The following is an 18,898-nucleotide window of genomic DNA, read 5'->3' as shown; positions in this document are numbered from 1 at the left end:
CTGTTTATGTTTCCTGAAATTGGTCAATTCTCGCTAATATTGTCGTTGTTTTTTGCCTTGTCGCTGGCCTTAGTACCTTTGATTGGTTATTGGAAAGGTAATCGACCTTTGCTGGAAACGGCTCGACCACTGACTTTTATTATGTCGGCCTTGGTGTTGGTAAGCTTTGTCATCTTGAGCTTATCGTTTCTAACTGATGACTTTTCTGTGTTGTATGTTGCTCAGAACTCGAACAGCCAGTTGCCTGTTTGGTATAAATTTAGTGCCTTATGGGGCGGGCATGAAGGCTCATTATTATTGTGGGTACTGATCTTGTCTGGCTGGTGTTCCGCCGTTGCGTTAAAGATAAGAACTTTACCGGAAGATATCGGGCCCGTGGTTTTAGCTGTGTTAGGTATGGTCTGTGTTGGTTTTCTATCCTTCTTACTTTTTACCTCTTCGCCTTTTGCTCGTTTATTACCGGATGTGCCTGCCGATGGCGGTGACCTGAATCCACTCTTGCAGGATTTTGGTCTGATTGTTCATCCTCCCGTTTTGTATATGGGATATGTTGGCTTCTCTGTGGCGTTTGCCTTTGCTGTTGCTGCTTTGATTACAGGCAACTTGAACGCTTCTTGGGCGCGCTGGGCAAGACCTTGGACAGCAGCGTCGTGGGCGTTTTTGACTTTAGGTATCACTCTGGGAAGTTGGTGGGCGTATTACGAACTAGGTTGGGGCGGCTGGTGGTTTTGGGATCCAGTAGAAAACGCGTCTTTTATGCCTTGGTTAGCGGGAACGGCTTTGTTGCATTCTCTTGCTGTCACTGAAAAGCGCGGTGTGTTTAAAAGCTGGACTGTCTTACTGGCTATTTTTACCTATAGTCTTTCCTTGCTTGGGGCGTTTTTGGTTCGCTCTGGTGTGTTAACGTCGGTGCATTCTTTTGCCGCTGATCCTACTCGCGGTATTTTTATTCTTGCTTTGCTCTTGGTTCTCGTTGGTGGCAGTTTGCTGTTGTATGCCATTCGAGCGACTGAGGTGCGTTCTACTGTATCTTTTGGCGCAACAGGGCGAGAAGCTTGGTTGCTACTCAATAACATCTTATTAACGGTTCTGACGTTAACGGTTTTATTAGGCACCTTGTATCCCTTGATATTTGATGCGTTAGGACTGGGTAAAATCTCTGTTGGCGCACCGTATTTTAATAGCGTCTTCACTCCAATCGCTCTCTTGCTGATGGTGTTTATGGCGGTTGGCCCATTATCTAAATGGCACCATACGAAATTCAGTGTGTTTTTTAAGGTTTGCTCTATCTCAGCGTTTATCGCTACCTTATCGGCGGGCTTAGTTGTTTATTGTTATGGGTTTGGTTTGATCGCTTGGCTGAGTTTGACCGTGGCGTTTTGGGTGGTGTGCTTATCTTTCTCTGATTGGTTTAGTAAAGTCTCTGCTGGTACAAAAGGCATTATTCCTCGCGCCCGTCAGTTACCAAGAAATTACTACGGTATGTTATTGGCGCATCTTGGTATGGTCGTTACCTTGGTGGGAATTGTTTTAGTTAGCGTCAATAGCCATGAGTCTATGTTGCGGTTATCTCCCGGGGATCGAGCAACTATTGCAGGCTATGAATTTCAATTTGATCAAATGGAGCAAGTGAAAGGGCCAAATTACGTAGCAAGCAAAGGGCAATTCACGGCTTATAAAGCGGGTAAAGCCGTAGCTGTTCTTCATCCAGAAAAACGTTTTTTTTCAACTCGCCAGCAAGTCATGACGGAAGCAGCATTAGATGCTGGTTTTACTCGTGATTTGTACGTTTCCTTGGGGGAGCGACTGGATGATTCCGCATGGGGCGTACGAATTTACGTGAAATCTTTTGTGCGTTGGATTTGGCTTGGAGGTTTGATGATGATGGCTGGTGGTTTGTTGGCTGCGCTAGATAAACGCTATCGAAAACGAGCAGGTGTTTAACCATGCGGAAGTTACTGTTTTTCATGCCGTTGGCAGTTTTTTTGGTGCTAGGCGTGGTATTTTATTTGCAGCTTGGCAAAGACGCTCAGTATATGCCTTCGGCTTTAGTTGGAAAAAAAGTACCTGAGTTTACCTTGGTGTCATTGCAAGACGACCAGGCTTATACGCACAAGGATTTACCAAATACGCCTTATTTGATTAATTTTTGGGGAACCTGGTGTCCTGCCTGTCATGTTGAGCACCCTTTTTTAATGGAACTGGCAAACTCTGGTGTGCCTATTATTGGTATTGATTATAAAGATCAAAAAGATCTTGCGGTGCAATGGTTAGAGCAAAAGGGGAATCCTTATCAAGCCATATTGATGGATGAGATAGGCAACTTTGGCGTTGATATGGGGGTCACAGGCGCACCTGAAACCTTTGTTGTTGATCGTTCTGGTGTTGTGGTTTATCGGCATCAAGGTGTGATTAATGCCGAAAATTGGCCTGAAATAAAAGGCTACATGAAATGATGCTTTTTAGAGGTTTTTTCTTATTTATTGCTGTGCTTTTTTCCTTGTCTACTTTTGCTCAAGAGCAAATGGCCTTCAGTTCAGAGTTGAATAAAACACGTTATCAAAGCTTAGTCGAAGAACTACGTTGCCCGAAATGTCAAAATCAAAACTTAGCAGACTCTGGCTCTGGTATTGCCGTCGACCTTCGTGAGCTTGTCCATCAAATGATAGAGCAGGGTAAAACGGATCAGGAGATTGTCGATTATATGGTTGCGCGTTATGGCTCTTTTGTTTTATATCGTCCGCAGCATTCAACGGCCACATTTTTACTTTGGTATGGCCCATTTATTTTGCTTGGAGTAGGGCTTCTAGCTTTCGTTGCTGTGGTGGTGGCTAATCGTAAACGACGAGGGCGAGATTTATGATGACCGCGTATTTTGTGATGACCGTCATGATAGTGCTGAGCCTCGTCTATCTTTTTGGCTCAATTACTCACCATTTGGATAAACATCCAAATAATAAAGACAAGCAAAGTGTGTCAGCGTTTTCTAAGGTTCGTCGAAAAGAAATCGTGGAAGAAGAGGAAGCTGGACGATTGACTGCTAGCGAATCTTCCCAGCTATTACTTGATGTGGATTCTGAAGCGAATTCTATTGATGGTCGACAAAAGCGTTTTTTTCATAACGATATTTTCTTTGCTCGTTGGATCATGCTTAGTGTGGTTGCTGTTGCGGTTTTGGGGAGTGTGAGTCTTTACCAGTGGATTGGTTATGCGAAAGAAGTGGCTTTTACACAAGATTTGCAAACACAGAAGCTGACTCCGCAGAAAGTGAGTGATTTTTTGAAATATCGCAGTGCGCGATATGACAGAGTTGAGGATTGGTATTATTTAGCGACGGATTATGTCAGTGCTGAAAAGTATCAAGAGGCCGTTTTAGCGTTTGAAACAGCCTTAGAAAAACTACCAAGAAATGCCGAAAATCGTGTCAACTTGTTGGTTGAATACGCACAGGCTCTTTTTTATGCAAATGGCGGCCAAAGTTCGGAAAAAATGCTAAAAGTCGTTGATGCGATTCTACAAGTTGCACCGACTCAAGCCACAGCATTGGATTTGAAAGGCGTGGCTGATTTTGCACAACAAAATTATTTAGGCGCTGTATTAGCTTGGCAAGAGGCGATTCGCTACAGCGTACATTCAACAGAACGCTTGGCGTTATTGTCAGCGATAACGAAAGCTCGAGAATTAGGCCAAATTGATTATCAGCAAATCGCACCTATTATTACCGATCAGCTTGCGGTGAAAATCGAGTGGGATGCAAGAGAGCTGACATGGCAAAAGGACGATATTTTGCTGGTTTATGCTGTGGTTAAGGGACAAAAAATGCCAATTGCTATACAGAGAGTATTTCCAGAGGATTTGGGGCAGCCAATTTTGCTAACCAATCTCGATTCATTAATGCCAACTGTGACCTTGGCGGAAGCGGATAAAGTTGATTTAGTGGTTAAATTAGCGAATATTAATGACAATGATCTTACAAAAGGTCGAATTATCGGTACAAAGCATGGTTTACTTACAAATCGTAAAGAGATTTTCGTAATCAAGGTCGCCTTGTAATTGAATCCTAGGCCGCTTCGTTTGATAATACGATCAACATTAATTGATGCAATTCGGAATAAGTAATGGAATTTAGCTTGCGTGAGTGGCTAATCTTGATTGGGGTCGTCATTATTGTCGTTATCCTCATAGATGGATTTCGTCGGTACAAAAAAGGGCAGGAATATGCCCAAGCAGATAATGACTTTTCTGATATAGATGAATCAGATGATGCACTAGTGCGTCAAAGCTCTGCCGTTGGGTATAGCAAAGTCTCTTCAAGTGAACGAGTAAAATCGTCACAAGATCCTATTGTTAATGCTTTCGAGAATGCTAGGAAAACAGCCAAAGCGCCGTTAGCCGATGTTCCTCATAAAGTAGATTCAGGTCCGGCATTGGATCGAGGTGAAGAAATGCACCTTGATGAGTTAGCTTCTTTGGTACCTGAACGTGATTTTGGTGATTCTGCGGTCTCTGAGCAAAACTACTCAGATGATGGTTTTTATGAGCAGGATGACCTTGACTTAGATTTTGCTGCTGACACTACGAACCAATATGATGCTCAAATCGACGAAGACTATGAACGTAGTTATTCTGAAATCGATATCGATCAAGTGACACCAAATGGTGTTATCGATGAAGACGAGCAAGAAGACAACAGTGTTGCTGAAATAGAAGAAGTTATTGTCATTAATATTTTTGCGCCTAAAGAGCAAAATTTCTCGGGTATGGAGTTGCTTCAGCTTATTTTGAATTGCGGTATGCGCTATGGCGAAATGGATATTTTCCATCGTCATGAAGATGGCTTCGACCGTGGTCGAGTGCAGTTCAGTATGGCGAATGCTATTGAGCCGGGAACTTTCGATCTAGATACCATGGGCGAAACTGATTGTCCTGGTGTGAGTTTTTTCATGGGCTTGCCTGGCCCAAAGAATAGCATGAAAGCGTTCGATTTCATGCTTGAGACCGCTCAGACTCTAGTGCGTAACTTAGGTGGAGAGTTGCGTGATGAGCGTCGAACCCCAATGAGCGATCAAACCATTGCTCATTGTCGTCAGCGAATACGCGATTTTGAGCGCCGTCGGTTAATGCGCAACAAACAGTAATACGAACCAAGGCCCTAAGGGGCCTTGGTTGCTTTAGACCCGCTAGAAGAATTCAATTCGAGTTAATTTATATATGAGCCAAGAGACAAACATGACGCATCAGCAGATGCTGGACCTGATTCAGCTGCTTAACGATTACAGCTATGCTTATCATGTAAAAGACGAACCAATCGTTCCTGACGCAGTTTACGACCGTGATTATCGCCAGCTTCAAGCTATAGAAGCCAAGCACCCAGATTGGATTCAGGCTGATTCACCAACCCAGCGAGTTGGGGAGAAACCTGACAGTGGTTTTGCTAACGTTGCCCATACTGTCCCTATGTTATCGTTGGACAATGCCTTTGATAACGAGTCCTTATCTGATTTTGATCAACGTGTTCGGAAATTGCTTAATACCGATCATGTGACATATTGCTGTGAGCCGAAACTTGATGGCTTAGCGATCAGTTTGCGTTATGAAGATGGTCGCTTGGTGCGAGGTGTCACCCGCGGTGATGGTTTGTCTGGTGAAGACATTACGTCGAATATTAAAACGATCTACTCTGTACCGCTGAAACTGCGCACTCAAACACCGCCAGCAGTGTTAGAAGTTCGTGGTGAAATCTATATGCCAAAAGATGGTTTTGAAAAACTGAATGCCTTGGCGATTGAGCAAGGTGAAAAGACCTTTGTTAACCCTCGTAATGCGGCAGCAGGCAGCTTACGTCAGCTTGATCCAAAAATTACCGCGACTCGTCCTTTGGTTATGTGTGCTTATTCAATTGGTTATGTCGAGGGTTGGGATCAGCCTAAAAGTCATTACGAAGGTTTGTTGCAATTAAGCGAGTGGGGCTTTCGTACCAATGATCTAATGGCAACAGCTGAAGGCGCGCAAGGTTGTATTGATTATTACGAAATGCTCAATGAAAAGCGTGCCAGTTTGTCTTATGACATCGACGGTATTGTTTATAAAGTTGATCAAATTGCCTTGCAGAATCAACTGGGTTTTATTGCCCGAGCGCCGCGTTGGGCCATCGCCAGAAAATTTCCTGCTCAGGAAGAAATGACCAGAGTATTGGGCGTTGATTTCCAAGTAGGTCGAACTGGCGCTATTACGCCGGTTGCACGACTAGAGCCCGTGTTTGTCGGCGGTGTGACGGTTTCTAATGCTACCTTGCACAACAAAGACGAGATTGCTCGTTTAGGTGTGAAAGTGAATGATTTCGTGATTGTGCATCGTGCTGGCGACGTGGGTGTCACCTTAAAAGCTAATGTTTCAAATAGGAAATCTGTCACTGATAGGTTGGTTGAACAACATTGCTCTAATTCCAAATATTTCGTAAATGCTTGTTCTGCTTTTGCTAGTTGAGGTGGTTTTAAATGGTAAATGTTTCTTTTACTAATGAGCAATTGTTAGCTCTCAATGATTGGAATGATAAAATTGATCCTCAGAAATTGGTTTGTTTATTTAATGAGCCAGAGTTAGAAGAGCAAGATTTAGTTTCAGTATTAGGTGCTGCCAATGCACTTTATAGGTCTGGTGCACCAGTTATCAGTGATAATCAATATGACCTTTACATTTCCATGTTAAGAAATATTAATCATCTTCATCCGTATTTAAATAAAGTAGAGCCAGAAGTACTAGCTGAAGCAAAGACTGTCGAATTACCACAAAGGATGCTATCGACAGAAAAAGCTTATTCCATTAAAGATATTGAAAAGTGGCTCAAAAGAATTTCAAAAGCGGCTCAAGAAATTGAAGTGTCTGAACAAGATATACAAATACGTATTACGCCTAAGTTAGATGGGTACGCAGCATATGATGATGGAGAGACGCTTTACACCAGGGGGGATGGTTTTAGAGGGCAAGATATCACGAGAGCTTTTAAGCGCGGCTTAAAAGTCGCTGCATCTGGTGGCCGTGGTTTAGGCCCAGGTGAAATAGTCATTAAGAAGAGTTATTTTGACGACGTGCTTAGTGACATATTTGAGAATTCAAGAAATCTGCAAGCTGCGATTATTGCAGAAAAAAAAGTAGATGAGGACGTACAGAAAGCGATCAATGAAGGTGCTTGTGTCTTTTATCCATTTGCATTACTCCCGAATAAAGTCATTGGTTTTTCAGGAGTTATTGAAAACTTTGAAGTCATAATTGAAGAAATTTGGAATGCCGTTGATTTTGATATTGATGGCGTTATTTTAGAAACCACTCATGACGCTATTAAACAACACATGGGTGCAACAAGACGTAATCATAGATGGCAGATTGCATTTAAAGTAAATGAAGAGTCTGTGGACGTTGAAGTAATTAATGTCATTCCTCAAACCTCAAGAACAGGGCGAATTTCACCTGTGGCGGAGTTGGTGCCAACAAGAATAAGTGGCGCAACGATCAGTCGAGTGACTGTGCATCATTACAATATGGTGAAAACTAATGGAGTTGGTCCTGGGGCCATTGTGCAAATCGTTAGAAGTGGTTTGGTGATACCAAAAATTGAAAAAGTCTTAAAGCCAGTAGAGGTGACATTACCTGAATCGTGCCCGAGCTGTCAGACGCCGCTTTTATGGGAATCAGACCATTTAATCTGTCCAAATAAAACGGATTGCCCAGCACAAACTGAAAATACCTTAATTCATTTTTTTAAAACCTTAGGGAATAATGACGGGTTCGGTCCAAAGGTGATTGAAAAACTCAGTAACTTTGGTATGAAACGCATACATGAGATATATGGCATTAAAGTCCATCAGTTTGTTATTTATGGATTTGGCGACAAAACGGCTCTGAACTTATCTGACCAATTGCAGGCTAGTCGAGAGATTGAAGTGGAAGATTGGCGTTTTCTTTCGGCTTTTGGTGTAAGTCGCTTAGGTGGCGGAAATTGCGAAAAATTACTTCAGCATCATACTCTTGTTGAACTGTTTGACTTATCCGCTGAAGAAATGATCAAGATTGATGGTTTTGCTCAGGTTAGTGCAGACGCTATCGTGGAAGGGTTAGCAAATATTAAAGAAGAGTTTTTCAAGGTTTATGAACTCGGCTTTAATCTGTCTACAACTCCTAAAGAATCAGATAGTAAAAATTCAGACTCGCCAATTACAGGGGCGGTTGTCGTTTTTACCGGCTCTATGCAGCTTGGTAATCGAGGAGATATGGAGAAACAAGCTAAATCTTTAGGTGCGAAAGTTGCTAAATCTGTAACAGGAAATACAACTTATTTAGTAACTGGTGAAAAGGTAGGTGAAACTAAAATAAATGCTGCGAAGAATAAGGGAGTAAAAGTTCTGACAGAGCAAGAATATTTAGATCTCATCACTTTTCTTTAACTACAGGGCGCTAACTTAACTAGGATATTAACCATGATGGTTAACCAGCAAAGGAATATGAGAATAAGGCTAACAAATCAGTTTATAGGTTTTTTAGACACATGTTATGGTGGAGTATAGTTTTGAAACTATTACACTTCGCTGAAAAAAACATGTCGGACTATGAGCCGTCAGCAACAGGAAAAATATTCTTACTAGCTTTAGAAATATCTGATATTCAACAGCGCGTTGCAGAAATGCTAGTCACTGCTTTAGATACTAGTTGGTTGGATCCACTGGATGTTATTGATAGACCTGGATATAGAGCTAGATCTGAAAGAACGATAGAAAAGATTTCTAGTGAAATTTTGACCAATGTTGAGGCTTCGAATATCACTGTAGAATTTGGTGAATATATGGTTTCTGATGTGGCGCAAACAGCCCTAAAGGAACACTTAAATCATATTCGTCTTCCATTGGCGGAATTCATTAAAGAAAAAATTTCGGGTAACCCAGGTTTTGACTTTCATACAGAAGCACCCACAGAATTAATTGCATTTGGCGAAGCTAAGTACAGTGGGGTAACTAGTTCACATGGCCGTGCATTGAAACAAATCAAAGAATTTATTGAAGGAAAAAAAGATATTCAGGAGTTTCCTGATATCCGAAAATTTGTTTCGGAAGCTGCAATACAGAATGCTGTTAATGGTTATAAATCTTATAGTGCCGCTTTCTCTATAACGTCTGACGATGTAAGTGAGATAATGGATAATGCTTTAAATTCAAAATTTATAAAGGCTTTGATGGAATTTGAAGCTGTGTATTTGATAGGAGTAAAAGTAAATGCTTAGTAGCATTATCCAAGGAGAAGGAATTAGGGATATTTTGGAGAGGGCTATAAAGGATTTTCATGCAAATGGTCCTGTTGATATGGGTGTTTTAGAGAAAATCACCCTAATAAAAATTCATCATCCAGACGTATTCTCGGAATATGAGTCCAAAATATTAAGCGTCATGGGTCTGTTTTATAAACTAGAAAAGCCGAAATCATTACTAGAATCAATTTATCATAATTTTGGTGATTCAATAGAGGATAAGTTTGGTAAACCATTCTCACCTATTCAAGCAAGTGCTTTTCAGTCTATATCTAGCAAGAAATTCTATTCATTTTCGGCACCTACTAGCACGGGAAAATCACATTTATTCCGAGATTTAATAAGTGGAGAAAGTCGAGACATAGTGATTGTCGTACCGTCTCGTGCATTGATCGCTGAGTTTTATTCGTCAATTATTGAATTAGTTAATAAAGAAGTTTTAGTTTTACAGTTTATTGAGAATATAAACCAACATCATGCAGCTAGAAGAATTTTTATTATTACTCCTGAAAGAGGTGTAGAGCTATTTAAATATGTTAATGAGTTTGATATTGGTATGTTTCTGTTCGATGAGGCTCAAATATCTGAAGAGCCTATAAGAGGTATTTCGTTTGATGCATTTGTTAGACGTAGTGAAAAATCATTTCCTGATGCTAAAAAAGTATTCGCACATCCATTTGTTTCCAATCCTGAAGCCCAGCTTTTGAAACATAATTTTAAAGAAAAGTCAGAGTATAAAAGTTTTAAGCAGAATAATGTTGGCAAGGTTTATTTATCAAGAAGTGAAGATGGATCCTTAAATTATTTTTCTCCAAATTTTAAATCAAATCCGGTTTCTTGCAGTTCAGATATGCTCAAGCAAGTTCTTCTTAATGGTGGGACTGCTCTGATTTACATTTCGAAGAGCAAAATTTTTAGAGGCGGTCACATTGAAGGTTTTGGTCAATATATTGAACTATGCCCACTAATCAAAGATAAAAAAGCCCTTGTGAGTATTGAATTATTGAAAAAATACATAGGGGCTTCAGATGAACAATTTGGAAAGCAATCCTCTTTTATTGCCTTAATGGAGCGAGGTGTTGTAGTTCATCATGGATCAATGCCACTTAAGGCAAGGCTTCTAATTGAGCAGTTTGTGCGTGATGGGTATGCGAAAATTTGTTTTGCAACAGCGACTTTAGTTCAAGGTATAAACATGCCATTTGATTGTGTTTGGATTGATAATTTCCATAACATGCAAGAGTTAACACTAAAGAACTTAATTGGTCGAGCCGGGAGAACAACTTCGCTAAAAGGTTCTTTTGACTATGGCTTTACAATTATCAACAGAGTTAACGTAGAAACCTTTACTTTAAGAATTAGCTCTCCAATAATTTTGAGCACGGATTCAAAGTTAGATGATGATTTAAATAATATACCCGAAGATTTTTCTGATTTGGTAACAGCAATTAAAACAGATACATTTAATGATGATTTGCACCTTACTGATACGCAAGTTGATCGATTAAAGGAAGCGAATTTAAAACTAAAAATTAAATTTATATTGGACAAGCTTATTGATGGTAATAGAACAATTGGAGGTCAACAGTATTACGAAATTATCCCTTCCGAACGTAGAAAAATTAAAAACAAATTGAAGTTTGTTTACATATCTCACCTTAGAAGAACATCATTGACGAAAGAAGAACAAACAATTTTAAGTGCTTCAATTCCTCTATTATTATGGAAGGCTCAAGGTAGATCATTCAGCGAAACCTTATCTCTTAGGCACTCATACCTTACACATCGAGATGTAAGACGAACCCTAATAAGAGATTTAAGAGATAAAAAAATAACTTTGAAAGTTTTCAATAAGGAATTTGAAAAGATAAAAATAAAATATTCAGCACGAGCTGAAAGTCTTCCGAATATTAAGGCCAGAGCCTTTCCCTTATTTCCTCGTAATACATCGGTAAATGCTTTTGATTATGATTTGTTAATATATGATACATACGATTATTTAGATAAGGTTATTAGTTTATCTTTAGCTGATCCACTTTGTGCAGCTTTAGATATTTATTATGATCAGACAAAGGATGATAGGGCTAATGTCTTAAAGAACTACATTCGCTATGGCACTAATGATGAAGTAGAAATTTGGCTATTGAAATACGGATTTGATCCAGAGGATACTGAATGGATCAGGAAGTATGTTAGTCATATTGATGAAAATGGAATTATTTTTGTTGATGATTTGGCCGAACTCAGTAGTGCTCAGCGAGCAGCTTTGGATAGGTATATTTATTAATATTCAATTTTAAAGATTTTAGGTAATATATAAAATTATAAGTTAAACGATAAATTTTATAAAATATAGTTCTACTTTAATAGAAAACAAAAAAACTAATCACGGAAAAAGTGTGAAGGTTTTATCTTGTCTTTTGGTTTCTTATACTAAAAATAGTCTTTTATTTTTTCATGAGAAGCTGACTGCAACTAATACTTAGCTTCTCATTTTACCCTAGAAAATTATCTATTTAATATATTTCTTTTCTCTTAGCCAGTGCAAAGTTTCATCTTGTAGAGAGTTGCTATAATCTTTAAATGAGTAAATATGAGTAAGTGAGTTAATAAGGATTTTGTTCTTACTATCAAGTTTAATCGCGATATCTAGCATGCTAACACTATAAGAGCTGTTGCATGCAGAAGCTAAAGCCTTAGCAATTAAAGTACTTGAATCACTATGTGGATGCTCAACTAAAACTAACTTAATTTTTTCAAAAAGTTCCTGCATTGTTTCCATTGGTACACTACCTCTTAGAAAATTAATTTTGTTCATTAATTAAACAATAGTATGGAAATTAAAAATCACAAGGTAAAACTGAAATCGACTTTTGAAAAATAGTATTTTTTGGCTTCCCCTTTATTTTATAAAGATAGAATTGTTGTCCTATAAGAGTCTTTACAGAAAGCCACTTTAACAGGGTAAGAAGCTTCTGTTGCTATTTCGTGAAGCCTAGCAAACGAGTTTGTATGGCTTGATGACGTTGTTTTCATCGTAATAATGTTGTTTTTTTCTGAGCCTCGAACTAGTGTGTTTGAGACCGTTTTTTTTACTAAAGCCTGCTCTTCGATGACTTTTATTTTCATCGAATCTTCTGGTAAGTCTTGGTTTATTCGTTCTGAATATTCAATTAGCTTTGGTTCAGCAAACGCTATCATGGAGCATGGCTCATCAGGTTCTTTATTAATCCTTAGAATCCGTCCAAGCACTTGGCGAAAGTAAAGCTCAGTTCTAACATTGCTAAGATAAGCACAGACCTGTAAGCGTGGAATATCTGTACCTTCACTTACCATGCCGATAGATACAATCCAATCAACTTCTGAACCTTGAAAGTCTCTGATGTTATCGTGAGCATCAATTTGATCATAACTAACTACGATAGAGCTCTCATTAAAGTTAGTGGTAATAAACTGAGATATCCGCCGTGCTTGATCAATTGATGATGCAACAACTAACCCTGCTGCACGAGGGTGTTTTTCTCTAATTCTAATTAGTTCCTCATGGGAATAAGTCATGAGTTGACTTAGTGAGTCTTGATGAGTCAGTAGTTCGCTATATTTTAATTTTTCAGCCTCAATCGCCTGGCGAATACTACTAAATTTATGAGTTTCATCACTCTTCTGAACATCAATCGAGCTGTTATCGAGCAATATTAAGCTAGGCCTCCTGCAAACCTTATCTCTAACAGCATCGCCTAACCCATACACAAAGTCTGTATCAAGCTCTTGAGGCTCCCCTGAATAGCTCTGGAGCGCTATCTTTGTGCTGTCTGATCGCCAAGGAGTACCGCTCAAAGTTAGAGTCAGGGGATTGCCTTCTGATATTAAAGAAACTAACAGCTGTCCCCATTGATTAGACGTGCTACTTACACCAGAAGCACAGTGATGAATTTCATCAGAGATTATTAGAACCCGGTAGTTCTTAATGACATGTGCAAGTTCTTGGTAGGCGTATTGGATTCCTTGATAGGTAATAACCAAGCCTTTTGCGCCTATGCGGCCATCAAAGCGATCATTTAATACATTGCTGAAGGTTTTTTGAATACTGTTCTGTACACTTACAGAGGGAGCAAAGCAAAGAACGAAATCTATGTGGCTAGCATCCAATAAGTGTTTTGCTAGTGATGCAGAAAATCTTGTTTTGCCCGCACCTGGTGCAGCAACACACATGAAATTTTGTTGACCGGTTTGATATACCTCTAATGCTTTGGATAAACAGTTCTTTTGCCAAGTTCGTAAAGAGAGATTTTGCATTTTCTTCATGAGAGCGCATGTAATATGTTTTGAGTGCTGGTTAGTAAGCCGTTTAGTGTTATCGCTCGCTTTTTCGCTTCACTTTTTTTAGATATCAACAAATCAAGTTGAGTGGGCAATATAGATTTCATCTCTTCATAACCTTGAGCTTCTGCAATGCATAGTTCAAGTTCATACTCAAGTTCAGCCTTCCGTTTAAAGAGCATCTCTTTCTCACTCGCTACAGCGGTAATGGGTATAGTTTTTTGATTCTTGGTTTCCTGCAAAATTTTCGCTTGGGCATAATGAGTACTCTTACCACTCTTTGAGGCAACGACTAATACACCTGATTTAACTAAACGATGAATTTTCAGATAAATAGCATGTCGTGCTTTTTTCATTTCAATAGGGTTGTTTTCGCCGTATTTTTCAACATAGTGTTTGAGTACTTCATTTATAGTGACTTTTTTTTGTACAGTTGCTTGGAAAAACTCCTCGACAACGTGAGCGATGGGCTTAGATCTCAAAATAACTATCTCGATTTGTAAAAAATACGGATTATAGTCCGTGGAGGTATAGTCCGCAATTAGCGATTGTATTTCATTTTTGAGATATAAAAATGAGAAACATAGCAAAAGAGGTTGGAGAGCTGATTCGGAGTCAGCGCAAAGCGCGAGGTATCTCTCAAGAAGCTTTAGCGGCAAAATCTAAGATAGACCGCAGTTATATGGGACGAATAGAGCGAGGAGAAGTCAATGTTACGTTAAAAGCTCTGTGGGATATCGCTGCCTCAATGGAGATATCAACGAAACTACTGATTCCTGACTGAGAGTTTGGTTTTTTGTATGATTGTCTTCAGAACAACGTATATTTTAATTGCATGTAAAGCAGTGCTCAGTTTTCCTCATCCATTACAATGTAACTTCGTTTGCTGCATTGGAAAGAAAATTGGATATGATAAGGTTTTTGGCTTTGTCAGTATTAAAATTCAGCGTATTATGCAAAAACTAAATTAAACCAATTTATAGAGCTTCAGTATGAACGATGTGAACGATGTGAACGATGTGAACGATATAACAGATCAAGAAAATGAATCGTATCCGATAAACGAGTTTCAACTAACAACGACACCAAATGACTTCAACATATCTACAATCATTTCTTTTATCAGTTCGAAAGTTTTTAAAATTCCCGCGTTTCAAAGACATTATGTATGGGACATAAAAAGGGCATCAAAGCTAATAGAGTCTCTTTTGATTGGTCTTCCAATCCCTCAAATATTCTTATATGAGAGTGATAAGAATGAGTTTTTAGTTATAGATGGTCAACAGAGGTTGATGACTTTATATTACTTTTTTAACGGTCGTTTTCCTAGAAAAGAGAAGCGCTCAGAGTTAAGAGCGATTTTTGATGATCATGGCCATATCCCTGACGATATCATGCAGGATGATGATTATTTTCAAAGGTTTAACTTAAAGTTAGATGGATTAGTTGATGGCCAGGCTAATCGTTTTAATGGTAAAAACTACAAGACGTTAGGTGACAGCCAAATGGCTTTAAACCTAGCGACGATTAGAAACATGATCATTAAGCCAGTTGCAAATGATGATGAAGAAGATGGCGCTATGTTTGAGATATTTAACCGCCTAAATAGTGGTGGTATGAATCTTACTCCACAAGAGATTAGAATGAGTTTGTATCATTCTAGGTTTAATGTCAGCTTAATTAAACTAAACGAAGATGAAGTTTGGCGTAAAACTATTTTGGGCAAAGACATCGTTGATATGAGACTTAATGATGTTGAAGCTATACTTCGTACGTTAGCAATGGTTAACAGTCGAGAAAACTACAAAACCACAATCTCTGGTTTTCTTAATATGTTTTCTAACGCAACTAAATCGTTTTCTCAAGAAGATACCGACTTCTTCAAAGAGCTTTGGTATGGCTTTATGCTTGCTTGTGACGGTCTGAAAGTAGAAGACTTTAGAACTGGTGCAAATCGATTAAGTATCACTTTATTCGAGTCTGTATTTTATGCTGCATGTCGCTCATCTGTTGAGCAAAGAGTAGTAAATATAACTACTATAACTTCAGAATATTTAGCTTTGTTAAAGACTGACCAGATTTTTATAGAAGCAAGTACAGGTAAAACAACCCGTCGAGAAAGTGTATTAACAAGAACTGACCGTGCAAGGGAGTTGCTACAGGAATTTACCAATGTCGCTTAATGACTCAGGACGCAAAGCAATTTCCGCACTCTTCAAAGATTACGGCGAGAACTATGCATTCCTGATTGAAAGAAAACAAATCAGTATTGCCAATGATTATAAATCGCAATACTCCAAAGTAATGTTGTTGTCTACTGCAAGCTACTTTGAAAATAGGGTTATTCAAATTATGCTTGAGATATTGAATCCGAACTCATGTTCAATAACCCATGGTTTTATGGAAACGAAAGCACTAAAGCGACAGTACCATACACTTTTTAACTGGGATCAAAACAACGCTAATCAGTTTTTTTCATTATTTGGTTCTGATTTTAAAGACTTCATGAAAATAAAATTGACTACAGACACTGACCTTAATAATAGTATCCGTGATTTTATGGATTTAGGCTCAACAAGAAATAAATTGGTACACGGAAACTATGCTACATTCCAGTTAACTCTTACTGCGGATGATATTTTTGCTAAGTTTGAGAATGCAACCAAATTTGTTGATTCGTTGATTCCTTTGAGTCAAGAGTTTAGAGATGCACAATAGTGTTTTATAGCTCGCTTTTGCGGGCTTTTTATTGCGCTTTATCTGCTATGGAGTGTACTCACGGAGCATGCGAATAAGTCATTGTCATGAGATCATCGCGTTTTTAGTATTTGAGTCTCGGTCATGTCTCATCAACTCATTTTTGTATAGCTCAACAAGAACCTGAGTAAAATCCGTAAAGAAACTTTTCCTATTTTTATATCTAGGTAAGAACACATAAGGGGCAAAAGCCCCTTGGTTCAGTTAGATGCAGAGTGGCCCTCTGTTTTTCACAATTGCCTCAACCGCTGCATGGTTTTTATAGCAGTGGCTATTAATCCAATTCAAACCACCGGATTTTATAAATAGCGTAGCTGCAATAGCTAGAATACACACTATAACGATTAGATAAAATTTTAGGCGACGCATCATTTATTTTTCCTCAAACTAATTTTATGAGGTTCCTATTGTAAGGACAAAATTGAGCAGTTTTTCTACATTTAATAGCAAAAAACGCTGCTTAATTCGTATTAATATAAAAAAATCAACTTGGTCATTCCCACTGCTTAAAACTATACTGTATATCCATACAGTGTATTGGTGTTGGTCATGCGTGTGACTTATCTTGGTGTGTCTGAGTCGGCGGCGTTTATCGCGGCCAATAGTGTGCGAATCCCTTTGTATGTGGATTCGGTGTCGGCGGGGTTTCCGTCGCCCGCTCAGGACTTTGTTGAAAAATCCTTGGACTTAAATGAGTTCTGTGTCGCTCACCCGAACGCGACATTTTACGTGCGCGCTCAGGGAGATTCGATGATCGATGTAGGCATTTATTCGGGTGATGTGTTGGTGGTGGATCGTTCGTTAACCGCGCGTCATGGGGATATCGTCATTGCCTGCATTCATGGGGAAATGACCGTTAAGACGTTGGAGCTGAAGCCCAATGTGTTGCTTCGTCCGAAGAATAAAGCCTACAAGGCTATCCAGATTACCGAAGAGTCTGAATTGGAAATCTTCGGCGTAGTGACGGGTGTGGTTCGCAAGTACGAGCGCGGTTGATTAAGACGGTTTTTGCCTTAGTCGATTGCAATAACTTTTACGCCAGTTGCGAGAAACTGTTCCGGCCAGATTTAAAACACACGCCTGTTGCGGTGTTGTCGAATAACGATGGCTGTATTGTCGCGCGCTCCAAAGAGGTAAAGGCGCTGGGCATTAAGATGGGCGTGCCGATGTTTCAGGTTCAGGACGAGATCAGAAAGCACGGCATTGTCTGCTTTTCGTCGAATTATGCGCTGTATGCGGATCTGTCGAATCGGGTAATGACCATCTTAGAAGAGGAAGCGCCACGGCTGGAAGTGTATTCCATCGATGAGGCGTTTATGGATTTAACCGGTGTCGATCATGTGACGGATTTGCTGGCGTTTGGCAAACGGGTAAAGGCGAAGGTCGATCAATGGACAGGCATTACGGTAGGCGTGGGCATCGCGCCAACCAAGACGCTGGCGAAGCTAGCCAACCATGCGGCGAAGAAATACCCAGCCACCGGTTCGGTGGTGGATTTGATGGACCCGGATCGACAAAAGCGTTTGCTGGCTTTGTTGGATGTGAGTGACGTATGGGGTGTTGGCCGTCGAACAACGGCGAAGTTAAAGGCGAGGGGAATCAACACAGCGTTGGATCTCGCGAATGCCGACCCTAAATCTATTCGGAGTGAGTTTTCTGTGTTGTTAGAGCGAACCATTCGAGAGTTGAATGGCGTGTCGTGTTTGGATTTGGAATTGGTCAGGCCAACCAAACAGCAAATCATTTGCAGTCGGTCATTTGGTCATAAAGTGACAGACAAGCAAGAACTGCGGGAAGCCATCGCCAAATACACAACTAGAGCGGCTGAGAAACTACGCGGAGAAAAACGCCTTTGCCGTGTAGTGAGTGTATTCGTTCGTACCAGTCCGTTCATTCCAAACAAACCGCAGTACTCGAAAACCCTGTCTGCAGAACTGCCCAACCCAACCGACGACACGCGAGACTTGCTCGAAGTGGCGGATGTGTTGTTTCGTCGCATTTATCGTGAAGGTTACCGCTACGCCAAAGGCGGCGTGATGTTGGCGGACTTCTACGAACATGGTGCATTCCAACAAGATTTATTCCGACCCGACAACACGAAAATTAATTCAAAAGCCCTAATGAACGTCGTGGACAAAATCAACCACAGCGGCCTCGGCAACGTCTTCTTCGCCTCGCAAGGCGTATCACCACAATGGTCAATGAAAAGAGAACACTTATCTCCAGCGTATACGACCAGGTGGGATGAGTTACCCAAAGTGTATTGATTCAAAATGTAGAAAATGGAAATCAGCGATGAATTAAAAATTTAAACGATATTGATGGAGGAGTGTTCCAAGAACGATGAAGATACCAAAGAAAATACCAGTAAAGAGCCAGCAGGCAAGATAATAGCAACGGTTGTTTTATGGTTAGAGGAACAATGTCCACCGGAGCGTTGGGACGGATCTGATGAACAGGCAAGTGTTATTCTAGATGGTACTACGGTTTCAACTTGGAATCTCTGCTTGAGCCTTTAGGCTCAGT

The 18,898-nt window shown here is 39.9% G+C and carries 17 protein-coding genes and 1 pseudogene; 15 read left to right on the top strand and 3 right to left on the bottom strand.

Annotated elements, in window-relative coordinates; genetic code table 11:
- The first annotated feature begins 6 nt into the window (after window positions 1-6).
- From KPL72_RS08710 to KPL72_RS08670, 9 genes and pseudogenes are all read left to right on the top strand, one after another.
- Window positions 7-1,944, top strand: a complete 1,938-nt coding sequence (locus tag KPL72_RS08710; protein WP_219702486.1) for a heme lyase CcmF/NrfE family subunit — start codon at window positions 7-9, stop codon at window positions 1,942-1,944.
- A gap of 2 nt (window positions 1,945-1,946) precedes the next feature.
- Complete coding sequence (locus tag KPL72_RS08705; RefSeq protein ID WP_219702485.1) at window positions 1,947-2,456, top strand: DsbE family thiol:disulfide interchange protein; 510 nt, start codon at window positions 1,947-1,949, stop codon at window positions 2,454-2,456.
- Window positions 2,453-2,863 carry a cytochrome c-type biogenesis protein gene (locus KPL72_RS08700; protein WP_212916135.1) on the top strand — a complete coding sequence of 137 codons (411 nt, stop codon included), beginning with the start codon at window positions 2,453-2,455 and terminating at the stop codon, window positions 2,861-2,863. Before KPL72_RS08705 ends, KPL72_RS08700 begins: the two co-directional genes overlap by 4 nt.
- Complete coding sequence (locus tag KPL72_RS08695) at window positions 2,860-4,053, top strand: tetratricopeptide repeat protein (protein WP_249422164.1); 1,194 nt, start codon at window positions 2,860-2,862, stop codon at window positions 4,051-4,053. Before KPL72_RS08700 ends, KPL72_RS08695 begins: the two co-directional genes overlap by 4 nt.
- 65 nt (window positions 4,054-4,118) lie before the next feature.
- Window positions 4,119-5,138: a cell division protein ZipA gene (zipA, locus tag KPL72_RS08690; RefSeq protein WP_212916134.1), complete on the top strand. Its 1,020-nt coding sequence runs from the start codon at window positions 4,119-4,121 to the stop codon at window positions 5,136-5,138.
- 91 nt (window positions 5,139-5,229) lie between these two features.
- Window positions 5,230-6,429 (top strand): annotated as a pseudogene (gene ligA / locus KPL72_RS08685) (NAD-dependent DNA ligase LigA); the annotation flags it as partial.
- Between the two features lie 68 nt (window positions 6,430-6,497).
- Entirely contained in the window at window positions 6,498-8,441 is a 1,944-nt protein-coding gene (locus tag KPL72_RS08680) for a BRCT domain-containing protein (RefSeq protein WP_219702484.1), read from the top strand.
- Window positions 8,442-8,563: 122 nt separating this feature from the next.
- Window positions 8,564-9,271, top strand: a complete 708-nt coding sequence (locus KPL72_RS08675) for a hypothetical protein (protein WP_219702483.1) — start codon at window positions 8,564-8,566, stop codon at window positions 9,269-9,271.
- Complete coding sequence (locus KPL72_RS08670; protein ID WP_219702482.1) at window positions 9,264-11,582, top strand: DEAD/DEAH box helicase; 2,319 nt, start codon at window positions 9,264-9,266, stop codon at window positions 11,580-11,582. Before KPL72_RS08675 ends, KPL72_RS08670 begins: the two co-directional genes overlap by 8 nt.
- A 225-nt stretch (window positions 11,583-11,807) precedes the next feature.
- Here the strand turns inward: KPL72_RS08670 and KPL72_RS08665 are convergent, their stop codons facing one another.
- The 3 genes from KPL72_RS08665 to KPL72_RS08655 all read right to left on the bottom strand — a co-directional run bounded on the left by KPL72_RS08665 (window position 11,808) and on the right by KPL72_RS08655 (window position 14,097).
- Entirely contained in the window at window positions 11,808-12,077 is a 270-nt protein-coding gene (locus KPL72_RS08665; protein ID WP_219702481.1) for a hypothetical protein, read from the bottom strand.
- 125 nt (window positions 12,078-12,202) lie between these two features.
- Window positions 12,203-13,600, bottom strand: a complete 1,398-nt coding sequence (locus tag KPL72_RS08660; protein ID WP_219702480.1) for a DEAD/DEAH box helicase — start codon at window positions 13,598-13,600, stop codon at window positions 12,203-12,205.
- Window positions 13,597-14,097: a hypothetical protein gene (locus KPL72_RS08655; RefSeq protein ID WP_219702479.1), complete on the bottom strand. Its 501-nt coding sequence runs from the start codon at window positions 14,095-14,097 to the stop codon at window positions 13,597-13,599. Before KPL72_RS08655 ends, KPL72_RS08660 begins: the two co-directional genes overlap by 4 nt.
- A 92-nt stretch (window positions 14,098-14,189) precedes the next feature.
- Between KPL72_RS08655 and KPL72_RS08650 the strand changes: the two genes are divergently transcribed.
- From KPL72_RS08650 to KPL72_RS08625, 6 genes are all read left to right on the top strand, one after another.
- The gene (locus tag KPL72_RS08650; protein WP_012071877.1) at window positions 14,190-14,399 is read left to right on the top strand and encodes a helix-turn-helix domain-containing protein; all 210 of its coding nucleotides are present in this window, start codon (window positions 14,190-14,192) and stop codon (window positions 14,397-14,399) included.
- A gap of 208 nt (window positions 14,400-14,607) precedes the next feature.
- Window positions 14,608-15,798, top strand: a complete 1,191-nt coding sequence (locus tag KPL72_RS08645; RefSeq protein ID WP_219702478.1) for a DUF262 domain-containing protein — start codon at window positions 14,608-14,610, stop codon at window positions 15,796-15,798.
- On the top strand, window positions 15,788-16,333 hold the full coding sequence (locus KPL72_RS08640; RefSeq protein ID WP_012071875.1) for a HEPN domain-containing protein: 546 nt from the start codon (window positions 15,788-15,790) through the stop codon (window positions 16,331-16,333). The genes KPL72_RS08645 and KPL72_RS08640 overlap by 11 nt, the downstream gene beginning before the upstream one ends.
- A 588-nt stretch (window positions 16,334-16,921) precedes the next feature.
- On the top strand, window positions 16,922-17,368 hold the full coding sequence (umuD, locus tag KPL72_RS08635; RefSeq protein WP_219702477.1) for a translesion error-prone DNA polymerase V autoproteolytic subunit: 447 nt from the start codon (window positions 16,922-16,924) through the stop codon (window positions 17,366-17,368).
- Window positions 17,368-18,639, top strand: coding sequence for a translesion error-prone DNA polymerase V subunit UmuC (gene umuC, locus KPL72_RS08630; RefSeq protein ID WP_219702591.1), 1,272 nt, complete (start codon window positions 17,368-17,370; stop codon window positions 18,637-18,639). Before umuD ends, umuC begins: the two co-directional genes overlap by 1 nt.
- Before the next feature lie 54 nt (window positions 18,640-18,693).
- On the top strand, window positions 18,694-18,891 hold the full coding sequence (locus KPL72_RS08625; RefSeq protein WP_219702476.1) for a hypothetical protein: 198 nt from the start codon (window positions 18,694-18,696) through the stop codon (window positions 18,889-18,891).
- The last annotated feature ends 7 nt before the right edge of the window (window positions 18,892-18,898 follow it).

The sequence above is a fragment of the Marinomonas lutimaris genome (assembly GCF_019426345.1).
Lineage (GTDB): Bacteria > Pseudomonadota > Gammaproteobacteria > Pseudomonadales > Marinomonadaceae > Marinomonas > Marinomonas lutimaris.
Note: the sequence above shows the minus strand (reverse complement) of the source record. Positions and strands in the feature narration are given on the sequence as shown.